Origin of the sequence: Enterocloster sp. OA13 (assembly GCF_022440595.1) — a bacterium.
In the GTDB taxonomy this organism is placed as follows: Bacteria; Bacillota; Clostridia; order Lachnospirales; family Lachnospiraceae; genus Enterocloster; species Enterocloster hominis.
In genome coordinates this window covers 3,899,912-3,918,682 of the sequence record NZ_JAKNTF010000001.1, presented here as the reverse complement: position 1 = coordinate 3,918,682, position 18,771 = coordinate 3,899,912, and the positions used below count along the sequence as shown (strand labels likewise).

At 45.4% G+C, this 18,771-nt stretch carries 14 protein-coding genes and 1 pseudogene; 14 read left to right on the top strand and 1 reads right to left on the bottom strand.

Translation table 11 applies throughout. The annotated features are described in order from the left end of the window. The first annotated feature begins 2 nt into the window (after positions 1–2). From MCJ35_RS17375 to MCJ35_RS17340, 8 genes and pseudogenes are all read left to right on the top strand, one after another. A complete protein-coding gene (locus tag MCJ35_RS17375; protein ID WP_240299589.1) occupies positions 3–1,673 on the top strand; it encodes a M20/M25/M40 family metallo-hydrolase in 1,671 nt (556 codons plus the stop codon). Between the two features lie 71 nt (positions 1,674–1,744). Next, entirely contained in the window at positions 1,745–4,603 is a 2,859-nt protein-coding gene (uvrA, locus tag MCJ35_RS17370; protein WP_025486213.1) for an excinuclease ABC subunit UvrA, read from the top strand. Between the two features lie 301 nt (positions 4,604–4,904). After that, positions 4,905–6,446: a glutamine-hydrolyzing GMP synthase gene (guaA, locus tag MCJ35_RS17365; protein ID WP_025486214.1), complete on the top strand. Its 1,542-nt coding sequence runs from the start codon at positions 4,905–4,907 to the stop codon at positions 6,444–6,446. Between the two features lie 668 nt (positions 6,447–7,114). Continuing rightward, positions 7,115–7,510 carry a hypothetical protein gene (locus MCJ35_RS17360; RefSeq protein WP_008718737.1) on the top strand — a complete coding sequence of 132 codons (396 nt, stop codon included), beginning with the start codon at positions 7,115–7,117 and terminating at the stop codon, positions 7,508–7,510. Positions 7,511–7,514: 4 nt separating this feature from the next. Next, a complete protein-coding gene (locus MCJ35_RS17355) occupies positions 7,515–9,284 on the top strand; it encodes a Mu transposase C-terminal domain-containing protein (protein ID WP_025486215.1) in 1,770 nt (589 codons plus the stop codon). Further along, complete coding sequence (locus MCJ35_RS17350) at positions 9,281–10,792, top strand: ATP-binding protein (protein WP_025486216.1); 1,512 nt, start codon at positions 9,281–9,283, stop codon at positions 10,790–10,792. Before MCJ35_RS17355 ends, MCJ35_RS17350 begins: the two co-directional genes overlap by 4 nt. Further along, positions 10,792–11,247 (top strand): annotated as a pseudogene (locus MCJ35_RS17345) (TniQ family protein); the annotation flags it as partial. The gene MCJ35_RS17350 and the pseudogene MCJ35_RS17345, both read left to right, overlap by 1 nt. Positions 11,248–11,397: 150 nt before the next feature. Then, positions 11,398–12,018, top strand: coding sequence for a hypothetical protein (locus MCJ35_RS17340; protein ID WP_240299824.1), 621 nt, complete (start codon positions 11,398–11,400; stop codon positions 12,016–12,018). A 54-nt stretch (positions 12,019–12,072) separates the two neighbouring features. On the opposite strand, the gene MCJ35_RS17335 is transcribed toward MCJ35_RS17340, so the two are convergent. Continuing rightward, positions 12,073–13,005 (bottom strand): toprim domain-containing protein, encoded by a 933-nt coding sequence (locus MCJ35_RS17335; RefSeq protein ID WP_025486219.1) that lies wholly within the window; start codon positions 13,003–13,005, stop codon positions 12,073–12,075. 1,464 nt (positions 13,006–14,469) lie between these two features. On the opposite strand from MCJ35_RS17335, the gene MCJ35_RS17330 reads away from it, so the two are divergent. The 6 genes from MCJ35_RS17330 (at position 14,470) to MCJ35_RS17305 (ending at position 18,771) form a co-directional block, all read left to right on the top strand. After that, positions 14,470–14,823, top strand: coding sequence for a hypothetical protein (locus MCJ35_RS17330; protein ID WP_008718725.1), 354 nt, complete (start codon positions 14,470–14,472; stop codon positions 14,821–14,823). 148 nt (positions 14,824–14,971) lie between these two features. Then, positions 14,972–15,121 carry a hypothetical protein gene (locus MCJ35_RS17325; protein ID WP_155858479.1) on the top strand — a complete coding sequence of 50 codons (150 nt, stop codon included), beginning with the start codon at positions 14,972–14,974 and terminating at the stop codon, positions 15,119–15,121. Continuing rightward, entirely contained in the window at positions 15,093–16,601 is a 1,509-nt protein-coding gene (locus tag MCJ35_RS17320) for a type IV secretory system conjugative DNA transfer family protein (RefSeq protein WP_240299588.1), read from the top strand. The genes MCJ35_RS17325 and MCJ35_RS17320 overlap by 29 nt, the downstream gene beginning before the upstream one ends. A 100-nt stretch (positions 16,602–16,701) precedes the next feature. Further along, on the top strand, positions 16,702–17,667 hold the full coding sequence (locus MCJ35_RS17315) for a DUF5688 family protein (RefSeq protein ID WP_025486220.1): 966 nt from the start codon (positions 16,702–16,704) through the stop codon (positions 17,665–17,667). Next, positions 17,667–17,837, top strand: a complete 171-nt coding sequence (locus MCJ35_RS17310; protein WP_008718716.1) for a hypothetical protein — start codon at positions 17,667–17,669, stop codon at positions 17,835–17,837. The genes MCJ35_RS17315 and MCJ35_RS17310 overlap by 1 nt, the downstream gene beginning before the upstream one ends. After that, positions 17,809–18,771: an ArdC-like ssDNA-binding domain-containing protein gene (locus MCJ35_RS17305; protein ID WP_051400677.1), complete on the top strand. Its 963-nt coding sequence runs from the start codon at positions 17,809–17,811 to the stop codon at positions 18,769–18,771. The genes MCJ35_RS17310 and MCJ35_RS17305 overlap by 29 nt, the downstream gene beginning before the upstream one ends.

The following is an 18,771-nucleotide window of genomic DNA, read 5'->3' as shown; positions in this document are numbered from 1 at the left end:
TTATGGAAATGAAAAATGAGATTTACCGTTATATGAAGGAACTGGTTGCAATCCCCAGTATTTCCAACAGCAGGGAGGAACAGGCGGCAGGGGATTACATAAGGGAGGAGCTGGGGCGGCAGCCGTATTTTAAGGCGCATCCTGAACTTACGGGAATGTATGGGCTGGAGGGGGATATCCTGTCCCGGGGGACCCCTTATGGGCTGGTGAAGGGGAGCACTTCAAGGACAGTTATCCTTACCGGGCATTATGATGTGGTGGATACTGAGGAGTATGGGGATTTCCGGCCCTATGCGTATGATGTGGAGGCGTGGAAGCTGGCGCAGGGAAAGGAACTGGAGGACCTGATGTCAATGCTGCCTGAGGAGGCCAGGGCGGATTTTGAGACAGGGGAATGGCTGTTCGGGCGGGGTGTCAACGACATGAAGGGGGGACTTGCGGTGGGCATGGCCCTGATGGACTGGTATGGGCAATTGATGCTGGAACATCCGGAACTGCCGGGCTGCCTTCTGTTTGCCGCGGTGGCGGATGAGGAGGCTTATTCAGCCGGTATGAGGGGGTCCATTCCGTTTTTTACGGGGCTGCAGGAACAGTTTGGCCTGGAGTATGGATGCCTGGTGGATCTGGAGCCCAGTTTTAATGAGGATGGCAGGCAGCAGATCTATATCGGGTCTGTGGGGAAGACCATGCCCGCGGTGCTGGTCCAGGGCGTGAAGGCGCATGTGGTGGATTGTTTCCGTGGATTGAACGCAATCGGGGTCCTGGCGGAAATGTTCATGCGCACGGAGCTGGCCCCTGAGTTTTCAGAACGATGGGAAGGGGAACCGTGTCCGCCGCCCACCTGGTTTAACCTGAGGGACCGCAAGGAAGGGTATGATGTGTCGGTGCCCCACCGGGCAGCGGGCTATATGAGCATGCTGGGGTTTGGGAAGACGGCGGATTCTGTCATGGGACGGCTTAAGGAGATTGGGCGGGAGGCATTTTCCTCTTATATGGAACGGATGGAGGCCCGGGAGGCAGCGGTCCGGTCCGGCGCAGCCCTGCCGGATGTGGATCTGTCCCGCTGTGTCATGGAGTACGGGGAACTGGTAAGGCTGTGCCGGGAGCGGCATGGGGAGGAGGCGGGAAAATGGTTCAGGGCGCTGTATGAGGATGCGGGGGAACGTATCCGCCTGGGCCAGTGGAACTATCCCCGGGCGACCCTGGAAATCATGGATGCAGCCCTGACCTATTCAGGGATTACGGCGCCTATCATGGTGATTGCATTTGCACCGCCGTATTATCCGGCTTTTCACAGTGACCGCCTGCCGGGAAGGACAGGACAGGGAAGCGCGCTCTATGAAATGCTTCAAAAGGCAGCGGGGGAGACCTGCGGTATCCGGCTGGGAAAGCGCAATTACTGTTGTGGTATCTCGGATTTAAGTTACTGCGCAGGGCCGGATATGGAGGAGCTTAAGGCTTATGCGGCCAATGCCCCTCTGTGGGGGAAGCTGTATGGAATGAACCTGGACGCCATGTCTGTTTTCCAGGTTCCGGCCCTTCTGTTCGGCCCCGTGGGCAGGGATGCGCATCAGATGTCGGAACGTGTCAATGCAAGGAGCCTGCTGGAAGAAGTTCCAGCAATCCTACAGCATTTCATCGAACAAATGTTTGCAAATGACGGTGGAATGTGATATACTTACGCCATACACTTTGGGGAGAGTTTTAAGTAAAGATTACTGATAAGAGACAAGGAGCATTTTGAATGGCAAAGCAGTACATTAAAATCCGCGGGGCCAATGAGCATAATCTGAAGAATATATCCGTGGATATACCGAGAAACGAGCTGGTGGTGCTGACCGGACTGTCCGGGTCCGGTAAGTCATCACTGGCTTTTGATACCATCTATGCGGAAGGGCAGAGGCGTTATATGGAGTCCCTGTCTTCCTATGCCCGCCAGTTCCTGGGACAGATGGAGAAGCCGGATGTGGAGAGCATAGAAGGGCTGTCGCCGGCCATTTCCATAGACCAGAAGTCCACGAACCGGAACCCGCGTTCCACGGTGGGTACCGTGACCGAGATTTATGATTACATGAGGCTTCTGTATGCCAGGGTGGGTATTCCACACTGTCCCAAGTGCGGCAAGGAGATACACAAGCAGTCCATTGACCAGATGGTGGACCATATCATGCAGATGCCGGAACGTACCAAAATCCAGCTTCTGGCTCCTGTTGTCAGGGGGCGTAAGGGCGAGCATGTGAAGGTTCTGGACCAGGCGCGCAAGAGCGGTTATGTGAGGGTGCGCATTGACGGGAACCTTTATGAGCTTTCGGAAGATATCAGGCTGGATAAGAATATCAAGCATAACATAGAAGTGGTAGTGGACCGTCTGATCGTGAAGGAAGGCATTGAAAAGCGTCTTACGGATTCCATTGAGACCGTGATGGCCCTCAGCGGCGGGCTTATGACCGTGGATGTGACGGACGGGGAACCGGTGAACTTCAGCCAGAGCTTTTCCTGCCCGGACTGCGGTATCAGCGTGGATGAGGTGGAGCCCAGAAGCTTTTCCTTTAACAACCCCTTCGGCGCGTGTCCGGAGTGTTTCGGACTTGGATATAAGATGGAGTTTGACGAGGACCTGATGATTCCCGACAAGTCCCTTTCCATTGATGACGGCGCCATTGTGGTGCTGGGATGGCAGTCCTGTACGGACAAGGGAAGCTTTACAAGGGCAATCCTCGAGGCGCTTTCCAAGGAATATAAGTTCCGTCTGGACACTCCTTTCCAGGACTATCCAAAGGAAATCCAGGACGTGATTCTGTACGGTACGGGGGGGAAGGAAGTCAAGGTACGCTATAAGAGCCAGAGGGGCGAGGGCGTGTATGACGTGGCTTTTGAGGGCCTGGTTGAGAATGTGAACCGGCGTTATAAGGAGACATTTTCCGAGGCATCCAAGGCAGAGTACGAAACCTATATGCGGATTACCCCCTGTCCTGCGTGTAAGGGGCAGAGGCTTAAGAAGGAGTCACTGGCAGTTACGGTGGGGGATATGAATATCTTCCAGGCCACCAATATGTCCATTGTGAAGTTCAAGGATTTCCTGGATGGATTGAAGCTTACCAATATGCAGCTGGCCATTGGGGCGTCCATCCTCAAGGAGATACGGGCCAGAATCTGTTTCCTTATTGACGTGGGGCTGGATTATCTGTCCCTTTCCAGGGCAACCGGAACCCTGTCAGGCGGGGAGGCACAGCGGATCCGTCTGGCGACCCAGATCGGTTCGGGCCTGGTGGGCGTTGCCTATATCCTGGACGAGCCAAGCATCGGCCTTCATCAGAGGGATAATGACAAGCTTTTAAAGACCCTGATTCATCTGCGGGACCTGGGCAACAGCGTGCTGGTGGTGGAACACGACGAGGATACCATGCTGGCAGCGGACTGTATCGTGGACATCGGTCCTGGGGCAGGCGAACATGGCGGACAGGTAATTGCCATGGGTACGGCCCAGGAAATCATGGATAACCAGGATTCTGTGACAGGGGCGTATTTAAGCGGCAGGCTTAGGATACCTGTGCCGGCTGAGCGCAGGAAGCCCACGGGCTGGATTACGGTACGGGGGGCTGCTGAGAATAACCTGAAGAACATCAATGTGGATTTCCCACTGGGCGTCATGACCTGTGTCACAGGAGTATCCGGTTCCGGCAAGAGTTCACTGGTCAATGAAATCCTGTACAAGTCCCTGGCCAGGAAACTGAACCGTGCAAGGACCATACCCGGCAGGCACAAGGGAATAGACGGCACGGAACAGCTGGATAAGATCATTGCCATAGACCAGTCCCCCATCGGACGTACGCCAAGGTCTAATCCGGCCACCTATACAGGCGTGTTTGATTTAATCCGTGATCTGTTCGCATCCACAGTGGATGCAAAGGCAAAGGGATATACCAAGGGACGGTTCAGCTTTAACGTCAAGGGCGGGCGGTGCGAGACCTGCAGCGGCGACGGAATCATCAAGATTGAGATGCATTTCCTTCCTGATGTATATGTGCCATGTGAGGTCTGCGGCGGCAAACGGTATAACCGTGAGACATTGGATGTGAAGTACAAGGGCAAGAGCATTTATGACGTGCTGGATATGACGGTGGAGGAGGCGCTTAAGTTCTTTGAGAATGTCCCATCTGTCACCAGGAAGATACAGACCCTGTATGATGTGGGCCTGGGTTACATCAGGCTGGGCCAGCCTTCCACGGAGCTGTCAGGCGGTGAGGCCCAGCGTATCAAGCTGGCAACCGAACTGTCCAAGCGCGGCACGGGCAAGACCATCTATATCCTGGACGAGCCTACCACGGGGCTGCATTTTGCAGACGTGCACAAGCTGATTGATATCCTCCGCAGGCTGTCTGACGGCGGTAATACGGTGGTGGTCATTGAGCATAATCTGGATGTGATTAAGACGGCTGATTATATCATTGACATCGGACCCGAAGGCGGTGACAAGGGCGGTACCGTGATTGCCAAGGGAACGCCGGAGGACGTGGCCGCGAATCCTGCTTCCTATACCGGAATCTATATTAAGAAATACCTGGACATGGACAGACAGCATGAGGCAGGGATGGATTCATAGACAGGATGATGGCGCGGGCTTGGGCGGATTGGAGTTGAAGCCGGAAAAACCACATGGAAAATGGGGGTAGAAAAAAGTCTGAGAAAATTGTCGAAATTACTTGCTATTTGCGGCAGGGTGCCGTATAATATATTCATACGAAAGATAAAAAAGAGATTGTACTATTTTGTACAATCTCTTTCAATTTATGCGGATATAAATATTTTCTGATAAATTGGGTCATGGTATAGGGAGAGGTAGTTTGGATTTTAGGTTTTGGCGGGAATATCCAGAAAAGACATGACATGGAGGAAGAAATCTCATGGATAGAGAGATGATTATCGTTTTGGACTTTGGCGGTCAGTATAATCAGCTGATTGCGCGCCGCGTCCGCGAGTGCAATGTATACTGTGAAGTCCATCCTTACAATATGAGCCTGGACAGGATTAAGGAGATGAATCCCAAGGGAATCATTTTCACAGGCGGACCGGATGTGGTATTTGAAGACGGCGCTCCGCGCTGTTCCAGGGAGATATTTGAACTGGGGATACCGGTTCTTGGAATCTGTTATGGAGCCCAGCTGATGAGTTATCTGCTGGAGGGCGTTGTCAAGAAAGCGGTTGTCAGCGAGTATGGACACACGGAGGTGGATGTGGATACATCCAGCAAGCTGTTTGAGGGAGTATCGCCCAAGACCGTGTGCTGGATGAGCCATGGGGTCTATATCGCCCAGGTGCCTGCCGGATTCAGGATTACAGCCCATACGGAATCATGCCCGGTTGCGGGTATGGAGTGTGCGGAAAGGAATTTCTATGGGGTTCAGTTCCATCCTGAGGTAGTCCATACAAAAGAGGGAACCAGGATGCTGTCCAACTTTGTCTACAATGTCTGCGGTTGTTCCGGGGACTGGAAGATGGATTCATTCGTAGATACCACGATTAAGGCGCTGAGGGAGAAGATTGGCGACGGGAAGGTGCTGTGCGCGCTTTCCGGCGGAGTGGATTCCTCGGTTGCTGCGGTCATGCTGTCCAAGGCAATCGGTAAGCAGCTGACCTGCGTGTTCGTTGACCATGGCCTTTTGAGGAAGAATGAGGGGGACGAGGTAGAAGCCGTATTCGGCCCCAAAGGACAGTATGACTTGAACTTTATCCGTGTGAATGCCCAGGAGAGGTTCTATGCAAGGCTGAAGGGCGTGGAAGAGCCAGAGGCAAAGCGCAAGATCATAGGCGAGGAATTCATCCGTGTATTCGAAGAAGAGGCAAAGAAGATTGGCGCGGTGGATTATCTGGTTCAGGGAACCATCTACCCGGATGTGATTGAGTCAGGCCTCGGCAAGTCCGCTGTCATCAAATCCCACCACAATGTGGGCGGGCTTCCTGAGCACGTTGACTTTAAGGAACTGGTGGAGCCTCTCCGTCTGCTGTTTAAGGATGAGGTGCGTAAGGCTGGTTTGGAACTGGGGATTCCGGAATATCTGGTATTCAGGCAGCCATTCCCGGGTCCGGGCCTTGGCGTCAGGATCATCGGCGAGGTAACGGCTGATAAGGTAAGGATTGTACAGGATGCGGATGCGATTTACAGGGAAGAGATTGCAAAGGCCGGGGTGGATAAGGACCTGGGGCAGTACTTTGCAGCCATTACCAATATGCGCTCCGTGGGATGCATGGGTGATGAGAGGACGTATGATTATGCGGTTGCACTGAGGGCCGTGCTTACATCTGATTTCATGACCGCGGAGGCTGCGCAGATTCCCTGGGAGGTACTGGGGAAGGTGACCAGCAGGATTGTGAATGAGGTGAAGGGGGTTAACCGGGTGCTGTATGATTGCACGGGGAAGCCGCCGGCTACGATTGAGTTTGAATAGTTGTGTTCCCATCCCTCCGGTTCCGTGTCTGTTGTCCAACCGAAAATAGAATAAAGTAATAAGCTTGCAGAGCCGACAGGATTTAAGATCCTGCCGGCTCTGTTTCTGTATCTGTCCCTACTCTATCCAATTATACGAAGGACGAAAAAGGAAAGAAAAAAATCTGAAACAAGTCAAAAACAACGTATCTACAAGGTTTTATGAGTATTGCAGTTAGATTCTGTATCCGTATCTAAGGGAAAGGTTGTATCTGAAAACAGGAACGGAAACAGAAACAAAACCAGAATCAGACACATCTAAACGTCTAAAATGCTGAAATAAAAAAGTCTATTTTAATCTGGACAAAAGGGTGGTTTTCATTCGCACCTGAACAAAGTAATTCTAATTAATTGGAATTAATCGGAGTTTTTGGCTCCGGATTTTGAATTAATCGGAGAATTTGGCTACAAAAACTCGGAATAATTCGGTTGATATTGAATTAATCCAAGAATTTGGCTACAAAAACTAGGATTAATTCGACTGGCTCTATGAATTAATTGGAGAATTTGGCTACAAAAATTAAGATTAATTCGGAATTAATTGGAGTTTTTGGTTTTGGGGATGGGGTTTTTAAAATTGGGATTAATTCATTCGCTGACTAAATCTAATTTTGATAAGGAGTGAGTTGAATGGACAAAGCAGGGGTAAAACGTAGGGACATAAGTTTTCGCAGTGATAAAAACAAAAAGGTGGTATGTGTCCACAGTAGGGAGGCTAGAGAGTATGCAAGGATATTGGAACAGGAGCCGGAGGTTGTTTCTTATGAAACCTGTCAGGCGTTGGACATGGAGAGGTATCAGTTTATAAATCCGGTTGATATTCGCAAAGACTATTTTGACGTAGAGTGGGCCACGGACTTTGTTCTTCACTTTGAAGATGGAAGCATAGGTATCCGGGAGGTTGCCACAGAAGCTACGTTAGCAAAGAGAGCCACTATTGAGAAGTTGGAATTTTCCAGACGGTACTGGTCCGTATCTGAATCTGTCCGGGATTGGAAAATCATCATTATGGAGAAAGGGGAATAAATCTATGTTCATTGATATATCAGGAGAGGTTTACAGGATTGTGTTAAAGGCAGAAAGCGGAGCATGGATTATATCTTATGAGAATCCATGCAGCCCATATTTTGTATCAGAACAGGATTTGAAATTATATCCCAGAATAGAACCGCCACAGGAATACTTAAAATATATTGACAGGCAAAAGAATCCAACAGAGGGACAGAGAAAACGTCTTGAACTTATAGCTGAACTTATGGAAGATGAACTTTACATCATGGACAAACAGATACGGAACCGGAAAATTAAGGAACTGGCAGAGCGTGAGGGGAGCACAGTCAAGAGGATTCAAAAACTATATTTTCGTCAGTTGGCAGGGCGGTCGCTGGTAGAGGAACGGAAACTTCCAGAGAAGCCGGAGACGCAGGAACAGAAAAACTTCCGTTGGGCGATTGACACCTTTTATTATTCCGCAAAGAAAATGTCCCTAAGAAGTGCTTATGACATGATGTTGCTTTCCAAATACGCGGATGCAGATGGACGCTTATTAGAAACTCGTCCAAGTTGGCACTGTTTCCGCCATTACTTCTACGAGGGCGGTTATCATGCAAAATCCAGAAACACAATTGCCAGAAACGGATTGACAGACTACCAGAGAAACAAACGTCCTCTTTTTGGAAGTGCTATGAGTTGGAGGGATAAAATTGGAGCGTATCAGATGGACGCAACACAGGCAGATATACACCTTGTGTCCAGGTTAGATAAATCAGCCGTGATTGGACGTCCAAACATCTATATGGCAGTGGATACTGCAACACAGTTAATAGCCGGAATTTATGTAGGCTTAGACGCAGGAGAACAGGCGGTGATAAATTGTCTTGCAAATGCAGCCATGGATAAAGTTGAGTTTTGCGGACAATACGGAATTGAGATAACACAGGAAGAATGGCCCAACACGGGCCTGCCGGGTGAGATCATCACAGATAAGGGAAAAGAGTTTATCGGAAGTCGTATGGAAGAACTTGCCATGAAGTACGGGATTGAGTTTGAATCCCTGCCGCCATTCAGGCCGGATGGGAAAAGCCTTGTGGAGAAGTCCTTTGACCTTATGCAACAGAAATACAAACCGGCCCTACGAGGTAAGGGAGTAATCGAAGCAGACGCACAGGAACGGTGGGCGGTAGATTATAGGAGCCAGGCCGTGTTGACACTGGAAGATTTTACAAAGGTAGTGATTCATTGTGTTTTGTATCTTAATAGCTGCCGGATCATCCAGAATAGCCAGGTGGGAGAAGCAACGCCCACAGCCGCCGGATTATGGAACTGGTATGAGGATGAAAACAAGTCCATGATAATTCCAGTATCCAGAGAACAGCTTTACCAGTTTGGACTTCCAAGGAAAGCAGCTACCCTCTCCCGCAAGGGAATCAGTAACAACGGGCTTTGGTATACAGGAGCGCAGTTCAAGAAGCTCATGGAATATAAAAAAGTGGGCGATACAATACAGATTGCATACGATCCGAATAATGTGAGCCGTGTATACCTGATTGAGGGTATGGAGTACATACCTTTTGAACTTGCAAGCTATTGTAAACAGTATATCGGAGCTACACAGACCGAGTATCAGATGGAGAAAGATAAGCATAGAGCTAATAGCAAAGAGTTGGAACGTCTGGACACAGAGGGACGGATCAAGGTATTGCAAAGTATCCAATCTATTGTAGGTGAAGCCGAGTGCATTGATAAGGGTAAAATTGATGGAACAGAGATTCAGCAGAATCGCAGGAGGGAGTTGGCATGATGAAATATAGAAACGAGCATACAAACACAGTCGCAGCCGAATATGACAAAGAGCAGGGCAATCTTTTTTTGGAAGCCCTGCCGGAGTTATTAGGGAAAGCGGAATTTACGGAACGCATGAAAAGTGAGATACAGTTTCCGTATGACATTCAAGAGAAAAGTCCACAGGAACGGAGAAATTATTTGACGGAACTGACAACATGGTTTCAGCCTATGGATTATATGTATACTCTCTACGATATGCTTTACAGAGCCATGGCAACTACTTACCAGACAAAGACAGTGATTGAATCCGTAAGGCAGTTAAACGAAATTTATATGGATTTTCGCACAGGGAGAGAACGTACATTAAACTACTCGACCCAGGCATACAGCGGAGCAGTTTTGGGAGTGCCGGGAATTGGTAAAACATCAACAATCCAAAGGTGCTTGAGTACCATGCCGCAAGTGATAATCCACACGAAGTATAAGGAGAAACAATTTTATACGAAACAGATTAACTATCTCGTAGTGGAATGTCCCTCTGATTGTAGTGTGAAAACTCTAGCTTTTAACATCCTGTCTGCCATTGACCGGGCAATCGGTTCGGAATATTTCACCCAGGCAGGGAGCTTAAAGAGCATATCATCCAGCGCATTGACAACGAGGTTGAAAATTATTTGCATGAATCACCATATTGGATTGATTGTCATTGACGAGATACAGAACGCAATCCAGACCGCCGCAAAAAATAAGCAGACAAGACCCTTGATTAAATTTCTTGTGGAACTTACCAACGAAACGAGTACCGGAATCTGTTTCTGTGGAACACTGGAAGCCGAAGATTTATTTATGAAGCAGGAACACTTAAAGAGACGTACCAGAGGTTTGAGATTGTTGCCAATGAAATATGATGTGATTTACCGGAAGTTTATTTCTACCCTATGGGAATATCAAATGACATTACAAAAAGCGGAATTGAGCGAAAAACTGATGAAACAGATTTACGATCTGTCAGCCGGAATCCCTGCCTATATCGTGAAGATATTTCAAGAAGCACAGACACAAGCCATTTTATCCGGTAAGGAGAAAATCACCTATGAATCCATTAAACAGGCAGTGTCTTACTTAGGGATTGAGGTGCCGAAAGTATATGCCCGTGGTGGAACATCTATTTCTGATTTTGCCGTACAGGAGATTGAGTTTGAGACAATCGGTGTCGATGAAGTTGACGGATCAGAGATTGAGGTTGAGTGCAGTGTAGTAGACGAATCAAAAGTAATTACACTTCCAGTAGTTTCCGAACCGAAGCCAGTACAAGAAATTATCATACAGACACAGGAAGAACCAGAAGTGCCAACAGAAGCCACTACAAAGCCCGTAAAGCGGTTTTACGCTACCCAGCGTGGGAGAAAGCAGACGGACAGGGATAAAGACGACCTGCTGTCAATCTGGAAGCAGGATGAATCCGCAGAGAATTTCTTTAAGATTTTGGAAACCTATCAGATGATAGAACGGAGGTGCTTTTAATGTTGCAGTATTTTCCCACACCATACCCGGATGAACTTTGGTACAGCGTGTTATGCAGGTATCATATAAGAACAGGAAATACAACCAGTGCCGCAACATTCCGTGAATTGTTTGGAGGTAAGGATCATGCCGCTTTAGGTAGTTTCCTGCCAAATAATCTGATTTTTGATATTGCAGGGCAGCTCCCGGATGGGACGTTGGATATTGAAGATATTGCCTTAAACCACACACTTTTTAAATATATCTTCCGTTTCCAGCCTTTGGAGAATAAGAATAATATTCTTGAAATGACGAAGCATGGAAAGATTAATTTTCCAGTGAAAATATCCAAGCCGTATGAATCAATGGAACTGAAATCCTGCCCTCTCTGTATGCAGGAAGATTTTAAGAAGCATGGAGAGACATATTGGCATTTAAGCCACCAGATACCATATGTGTCAGTCTGTCAGAAACATAAATGTTATTTGATAACCCGCCAAAGGGAATACAAGAATGAACTGAACAATAACTTTATCCTGCCGGAATACAAAGATACGGACAGTGCGGATTATCAGGTATCAGAAACGGAACTGGAATTTACAAAAATGCTCACAAGATATTTGAAAATGCCGTTAGAAGCAGGACCGACAGATGGATATAACAATCTATATGAGGGATTACTAAATGCCGGATATGGACTTGCCAGAAAGGATATGTATTACAGTGTAGACTATAAACGGTTATCCATGAATTTATGTGATAGGTACGGTGAAGAATTTATTTCCCATCATTTTGGGAGTATAGTATTAGGAGCCGCTTTAATCGGCCAGATTCGGCGGTGGCAGAAAAAATCACCGGAACAGTATGCAATTCTATCAATGTTCCTAAATCAGGAGCCGGAAACAACATTCAGCCATACAAGAATCCAGAACAACACGGATAGGCAGTTTATAGAAATGAGTAAATCAAAAATAATCCGTTCCAAAAAGTTTGTTGCGGAAAATCTGGGAGTAAAAGAAACACATCTGGATAACATTTCCCATAACTTAGGGATAAAGCCATTCTGGGAGCAAAAGCCAAAGACAGAGAATCCCAAAAGTTATAAACTGGCATTGAACCTTACAAAGAGTGAATGGGATTATATTAATGGGTGCGTGAATCAATATGGTTTTTCAAGTGCGTCTGGATTCATTCGCTATTGTGTGGATGAAATGAAAGACAGGACGGACGGGATAACAGCAAGTTAATATATAAACATGGAAAAGGATGGACTATCGGTATCAGCAGCCCATCCTTTTTCTTTATGCGGAAGAAGTTAAATCCTCGTTCCAGTCTTTTCCTGTTGGTTTAATCCGCTCAAATTGATTGTGTTTCTCTGAAAATCTGTCCCCGGCTCCGTCCCTGTCAACCGCAAGTATCACTTGCCTGTCAAGGTAGAGCCTGTGATCCTCTTTGTAAATGGGGAAAGCGTTAAGGATTTTATCAAGAGCTGTATCCTTTAGTCCACCCATGGCAGTATAGATTCCCGGTTCCTCGTAAAGTTCATAAAAACTGATTGCGTCTATGGGTGCTTCAAATACATAGATAGGTGTATCCATAGAGTAAACAGGCATAGGGCAGGCCAGCCGCTCAATTAGATTATCCGGTTGCCAAGGCTTTTCTGTTGTGAACCACCAGAATCCCCCTGGTTTCTTTGTGAACAGCAGTTTAGGCATACCCTCACCTGATATGTTGCGGAGGGAGTAAAAACCCATATGTGAGTTTGAAAAGCAGACATAATCAGCCCCATAACCGGGGGCAGTTGCGGCATAGATTTTCTTCTGCTGAATCAGCGTATCTATGGTGGGGAGTGAGATTCCCCGTTCATAGTGGAGGTATTCACGGATTGAATTAATATGGTTCGTCTGTATAGGCTTGTAGAAATGGGATTCCTTTTTCTTACCAGAGAAGCAACGGGCCATTGGGGATTCATCAGGATGAGATTCTGAAAACTTTTTGAGTTTTAGGACAGCGTCCCTCCATTCATAGCCTTGATAATGCACCAGATAGTAAATGCTGTCCTTGACTTCCCCGGTGGAATAACGACAGAATGAATCAGGATACAGAACCAGACTATCGTGGCTTATATCCCGGATACCGTAATAGTCCATAACACAGTCAGGATGATATGTAAGCATGTAATCAATTAAATTAGCTTCTTTTGCCGCTTTTATAGTGCTGTCTGATAAAAGCATTGCCTGTCCCCTTTCAATCGAAATTTGGTGTGTTTTTTATTGCTTGGTTAAATAGTTTTGAGTATTTGATGTAAGCTGTTGGCGTGAAAAGAAAGTCAAACTGCCTACACAGTTAATATGACAGATTCAGAGCGAATAGAGCCGAAATCAAATCTAAACATTTTATAAACTGACCTTAACTTTGTTCATAAAAAATTAATAAATAAACGGTATGGAATTACCGTCAACCCTGCTTGAATCTTGCATACTAGACTTATAAACCTTGTCTGAAAGGTGTACTGCATTTTGAAACTTTGGCAGTAGCAAACAATTGAATAGCCGTAATCCGATTGCTGACGGACGGATTACTAATAGGCAGATGAAAACAGTCAGGTGTGTCCATGCGGCATCATGGAAGTGTCATATACATAATAGGCAACCTAGTGTATATGGCTATCTGGGTCCCGTGCCAGTATAAAATGTAATTTGCGGTTGGGCACCGTTAAAACAAGCCAGCCCCCGGCCAGCCGGCCAGTGTAAGACAGACCATCCTGCATAGTGGATGCTTACATGATACCGGCCCGTGTCATGTGGTAAAGATTCACAACCACTGTCTAGGTACAACTATGCCCTGTACCGACATGCTGAAAAGCGGACATAAATTGATAACAGATGGGATTTATGGGATTAAAAGTGAATGGTTAGGTTCGGTTCTGGATTCTATATTGGTTGCGTATGGGATAGGACATGATTGGTAGGAGCAGTAATGCTCATGCGGTAGGACAGGATAACGCCGCTTTCATTTGAACTATTTATCATGTACCTTTGTCATTAAGTTGGCTAAGGACATTTCTGTTTTCAGTAAAGCTTACGTTATATATCTATTATGTATATATGCATAGAGTTTCACATCATAGAGGAATTGTTTGATACAATTCCAATCATAGGGATATTCCTTATATAGAGGAATATCAAGCATAGAGTTCCACATCATAGAGGAATTGTTTTAAGCAATTCCAATCATAGAGTTTCACACACATAGAGTGCGTAGCACACAGCAACAGGAAACAAAAAATTTTGTTCCCTGTTGTAGCTGGGCGAAAAAGAAAAGTATAGCTGCTCACAGAAATTACCACTCCCCCTAATTTTTCTTTTCGTCGAGCTCCACACATTGGTTTCCAAAAAACCAGTGTGTGGCTGTGCGGTAGCTCTAAGGTGTGAAACACTAAGGACTGTGTAAACCCTTAGTGTGCGTAAGCTCTAAGGACTGTGTAAACTCTATGATATGTAAAGTTCTATGCTATGGAGTAAAGAATAAGATAATGCGTAAGCTCTATGTATTACAAAATACCAATATCCTTTAAAGGGGATAACTCTGTCCATTTATAGGATTAGAAGATTCAAGAAAATATTTTTATTCAAGTAGCACCATTCGCTTTGAATCTGTCATATTAATATTAGACCATATGAAAGGGGATCTTATTAATGCAAAACAACATATCAAACGAATCTAAGGAAATAGCCAGACATACAAACTTAATCCGGTATCTGTTAAAATATCATCCTGATTTAATCGTTGAGAAATCACCAGGACAATATGCCTATGCCAAACAGACATACATAACTTTTTACAGAGGAAAGAACGGTGTTTATTACTATTGTGATCATGAGAAACACAAGCGCGGGGAACCCGGTTATTGCAATGACGCAATCCAGTTTTTGATTGACTTTATGGGAATAAAATACCATGAAGCGATTGCGGAGCTATGCAGTTATGCGGAGGAGGAAGCCAACGCAATCAGAAAGATAGAAGTTGAGGATTTTATTTTTGGAGGTTAAGGACGCCCAGAGCGTCTTTTTCTTTTTCAAAAAAATAGTAGTACATAAGGGTAGAAACCCTCTAACTAAGCCATTTTTACCGACCCAAACTGTCATAATATTAAGTGTAAGGGAACGTAAATCAAAGCACATAGGGAGGACATTCACTATGAAAAAAATAGGCAACTATTACATAGTATCAGAAATTGAAATGGACGAAATCAGATACAAACTTGACTGGTACTACAAGTATAAAGTTATGGCAGAAATTGACTGGGAGGAATTAGAGCATGAGCAAGCTGTTGAAACGGCTTTATAGTATCCTGGCCTTTACGGGCCTGTATCTGCCCCCGTTTCTATGCCTGTTTCTTCCACATATCATTCCTGGCATATCTTCCAGGCAGATTATGATAATTAATCTGGTTTTAATTGCATGGACTTCTTTTAACAATTTCTGGATCGTTGCTTGCGAGGGAAAGCAACTTGATGAAATACATATCGGTGATGGACTTGTGCCGGAAACCGGATTAAAAAAAGAATCGCCACAGAAACGGATTGCTATGTATCCCAAAGTGCCGCCGAAACTGCTATCAAAAGAACCTGAAGGAATCATTTTAGGCAAGTATAAAAATCAATATGTTCGGGTGCCGCTAAAAGACATTTATCACTATTGCATTTTGGGTGGTACAGGTGTAGGTAAAAGTTCGGGTGTGCTCCTGAATTCATTACTTGCAAATTTTGCTGGTGGAAAAAATGGATTTACTTCTTTCAGCATTGATATAAAAGGGGAATTGCATGAGGTAAGCTCTCCCATGTTCAACCCGGATGTAATCGTAGTTGATCCAGAAAATAGAGATTCCTGTGGCTGGGATGTTTATTACCGCCTTCATAATCATCCGAGTAATGACCTGATTCTTGCGGCCATTGAAGAAATTAGCGAAGGTTTGATTGTAAGCACAAATTCAAAAGATTTTTTCTTTGTGGAAAATGCAAAAACTGCTTTGACTGGATTGTTGGTTTATTACTATATGCGTGGAGAGTCATTCATTGATTCAGTCAATAGAATATTGGAATCAGATACGGCTTCACTTATAACGGAAATTATCAAAGACAGTGAACCATCAGACCTTTGGTATAAGTATTTAGCCAAATTCAACGGCAAAACTGCAGAAAGCGTACAGGATATTTTCACGGAAATGTGTACTTCATTGAGCGTATTCAGCAAAGATTCAGTACGATTTTGCTTCAGGGATAATTATCAGAAAGCCAGTCCGTACAGTCTGTTGGAGGGAAAATCCGTATTCCTGTCAATTAAAGAAGATATGCTGGAAACTTATAAAGCTATCATGCGCCTTTGCACGGTCCAGGTATTCAAAGAGTTGGAGCGACGGCCTAAGGAACAAAAGAAGCCTATCCTGCTAATTATAGATGAGTTTGCCAGAATCGGAGAAATCAAAGGTGTTTTCAATGCCCTTTATACACTTAGAAGCCGTAATGTGATGGTTCTGCTTGCGTTTCAATCACTTGCACAGGCAGAGCAGATTTATGGAGATGATGGAGCAAGGATTCTGATGGATAACTGCCGTGTCAAAGTCATACTTGAATGTAACGATCCGAAAACACAGAAGGCTATTTCCGATTGGTGCGGAACATATAGGGATAAAAAAGAAACTTTGAATGGCGGAAAAAACAGACACAAAAGCTATACATATGAGGACAAACCGATTGTGGATGCGAACGATTTAATAAAGTTGGCAGGAAAAGGTGAAGAGATTCTTGTTTTAGGTGGAATCGGATAACTTAGGACCATAAAATGTCCATATTTCAGAGACGAAAAATTAAAAGCCCTGGCCGATGAGGTCAAGGCCCATAACAATAAATCAAACGAGGTAAAACAAAATGAACGATAAACAACAATTTTACAATGAATTTTATTCGGCACTGGAAAAGGCCATGGAGCCAAGCGGTGGACAACTGCATGAGGTAACCATACCGAAAAACAATGTCATGATGAAAGGGATCACAGTTCAATTTCCCGATGTTTCTATGGCACCAACCGTATACCCGGATTTTTATTATGACGATTGGAGACAGGGAAACTCCATGGGTGATATTGTATCTGGCATAAGAACTGAACTCATGGGGACTGCACCGGAACTGTCAAAGTTTAATATTCATGGCATGAACCGCAATTCTGCCATCACGCATTTACAGGCCGCCATTGTTAGCTATGATGATAACAAAGATTGGTTAAAAGAAGTTCCTCATGAACGGATATCCGATCTGGCCGTCTTTGCTAAATGGGATTTTGGAGATGTCAGCTCCGGCGTGAGGGCAACTGCAAAAGTCACGGATCAGCTTCTAGCCCACTTACAGCTCACCAAAGAGGAAACCTTAAAAATCGCAAAGTCCAACACGGCCAAAAGTGCAAGATTCGAGGGAATGGACGTTATCATGGCAGGGATGTTGACAGACGAGGGCATGGATAAAGAGCTTGCGGAGGCTATGACAATGGAGTTTCGTTCAGCACCATTCCAGGTATTAACAAATGAAAGCGGGATTGATGGAGCAGCCGTCATTGCATGTCCAGAAGTCCTAAAGGAAGTCCAGAAGCAGATAGGTGAAGATTTTTATATCCTTCCATCTTCAGTCCATGAAGTTTTGATTATTCCAAAATCAGAACTGGACGATGTTGAGGGTTTAAGACAGATGGTATCATCAATCAACGAAGCAGAAGTTCCGCCCCAGGATAGGCTATCCGATAATGTTTATGAGTTTGACGGCCACAGCTTAAAACTGGCAGGAGTCGGATTAACACAAGAACATAACATAGCTGATACAATCACACATAGGAGGGGAAGATAATGAACTTGCAGAAAAAATTAGATTTAATCGAACAGTATGGAACCTGTATTCGGCTCCTCTCCTATCCAAGCCGGAGCATTGATTATACAGTACCTCTTGTTTTTGGGAAAGATACAACAGCAGTTAATATAGAGGTGAATCATGGCAGAGAAGAAAGGACAAAGCGATAAGATTAAAGAACTCACGGAGAAGTTAGAGGCGGGAATTAAAGAGGTTTTCACCTCTGATCGATACCGTGAGTATCTTTCCGTCATGAACAAATTTCACAGCTACAGCTTTAATAACTCCATGCTAATTCTTTTACAAAAACCAGAGGCTTCTTATGTTGCCGGATATAAGACATGGGGAACGCTGGACCGTCATGTTCGCAAGGGCGAAAAAGGGATTACAATTGTTGCACCGTGTCCCTATAAGACTAAAAAAACGGTGGAGGTATTGGATGATAAGACAGGCCAGGTCAAGAGGGATTCATATGGCAACCCTATGACGGAAGTAAAAGAGATTCAATATGCCAGTTTTCGGGCAGTCTCCATTTTTGACATTTCACAAACAGAGGGCAGGCCACTTCCGGAACTCGCAGAGGAACTAAAGGGAGAGATACCAGATTACAAGGTGTTGATGGATTCCATCCGTGAGGTTGCTCCTGTGCCGATTCATTTTGAATCATGGGAAGGCTCAAAGAAAGGCCACTACGATTTAATGAATAAGGAGATTGTGATTAAATCCGGCATGAGTGATTTGCAGACAGTTAAGACAGCATTTCATGAAACAGCCCATAGCATTTTACATAAAGACCGGGCCCATATCAGGGACAGCGCCACCATGGAGGTGGAGGCCGAAAGTACCGCTTTTATTGTGTGCCAGCATTTAGGACTTGATACGTCGGATTATAGCTTTGGGTATTTAGCAGGATGGAGCAGCGATAAGACGTTGCCGGAACTGAAATCCTCTTTGCAGACGATCCAAAAGACAGCACATGAGGTCATAGAGAACCTTGACAGGGCAATCCTCAAAAATACCAACAATCTTGATATTTCTTTATCCATAGCTGATGAACCGATAAAAATATCAGGTATAGGTGATACTCATAGACACAGGAGGTAG

What these genes read in the sequence shown, in the direction of transcription:
- MCJ35_RS17325 (WP_155858479.1), top strand. Translation starts at nt 14,972, where the DNA reads ATGAAAAAAATAGGCAACTATTACATAGTATCAGAAATTGAAATGGAC.
- MCJ35_RS17350 (WP_025486216.1), top strand. Translation starts at nt 9,281, where the DNA reads ATGATGAAATATAGAAACGAGCATACAAACACAGTCGCAGCCGAATAT.
- MCJ35_RS17340 (WP_240299824.1), top strand. Translation starts at nt 11,398, where the DNA reads ATGCCGTTAGAAGCAGGACCGACAGATGGATATAACAATCTATATGAG.
- MCJ35_RS17315 (WP_025486220.1), top strand. Translation starts at nt 16,702, where the DNA reads ATGAACGATAAACAACAATTTTACAATGAATTTTATTCGGCACTGGAA.
- MCJ35_RS17330 (WP_008718725.1), top strand. Translation starts at nt 14,470, where the DNA reads ATGCAAAACAACATATCAAACGAATCTAAGGAAATAGCCAGACATACA.
- MCJ35_RS17305 (WP_051400677.1), top strand. Translation starts at nt 17,809, where the DNA reads ATGGCAGAGAAGAAAGGACAAAGCGATAAGATTAAAGAACTCACGGAG.
- MCJ35_RS17320 (WP_240299588.1), top strand. Translation starts at nt 15,093, where the DNA reads ATGAGCAAGCTGTTGAAACGGCTTTATAGTATCCTGGCCTTTACGGGC.
- uvrA (WP_025486213.1), top strand. Translation starts at nt 1,745, where the DNA reads ATGGCAAAGCAGTACATTAAAATCCGCGGGGCCAATGAGCATAATCTG.
- MCJ35_RS17335 (WP_025486219.1), bottom strand. Translation starts at nt 13,005, where the DNA reads ATGCTTTTATCAGACAGCACTATAAAAGCGGCAAAAGAAGCTAATTTA.
- guaA (WP_025486214.1), top strand. Translation starts at nt 4,905, where the DNA reads ATGGATAGAGAGATGATTATCGTTTTGGACTTTGGCGGTCAGTATAAT.
- MCJ35_RS17310 (WP_008718716.1), top strand. Translation starts at nt 17,667, where the DNA reads ATGAACTTGCAGAAAAAATTAGATTTAATCGAACAGTATGGAACCTGT.
- MCJ35_RS17355 (WP_025486215.1), top strand. Translation starts at nt 7,515, where the DNA reads ATGTTCATTGATATATCAGGAGAGGTTTACAGGATTGTGTTAAAGGCA.
- MCJ35_RS17360 (WP_008718737.1), top strand. Translation starts at nt 7,115, where the DNA reads ATGGACAAAGCAGGGGTAAAACGTAGGGACATAAGTTTTCGCAGTGAT.
- MCJ35_RS17375 (WP_240299589.1), top strand. Translation starts at nt 3, where the DNA reads ATGGAAATGAAAAATGAGATTTACCGTTATATGAAGGAACTGGTTGCA.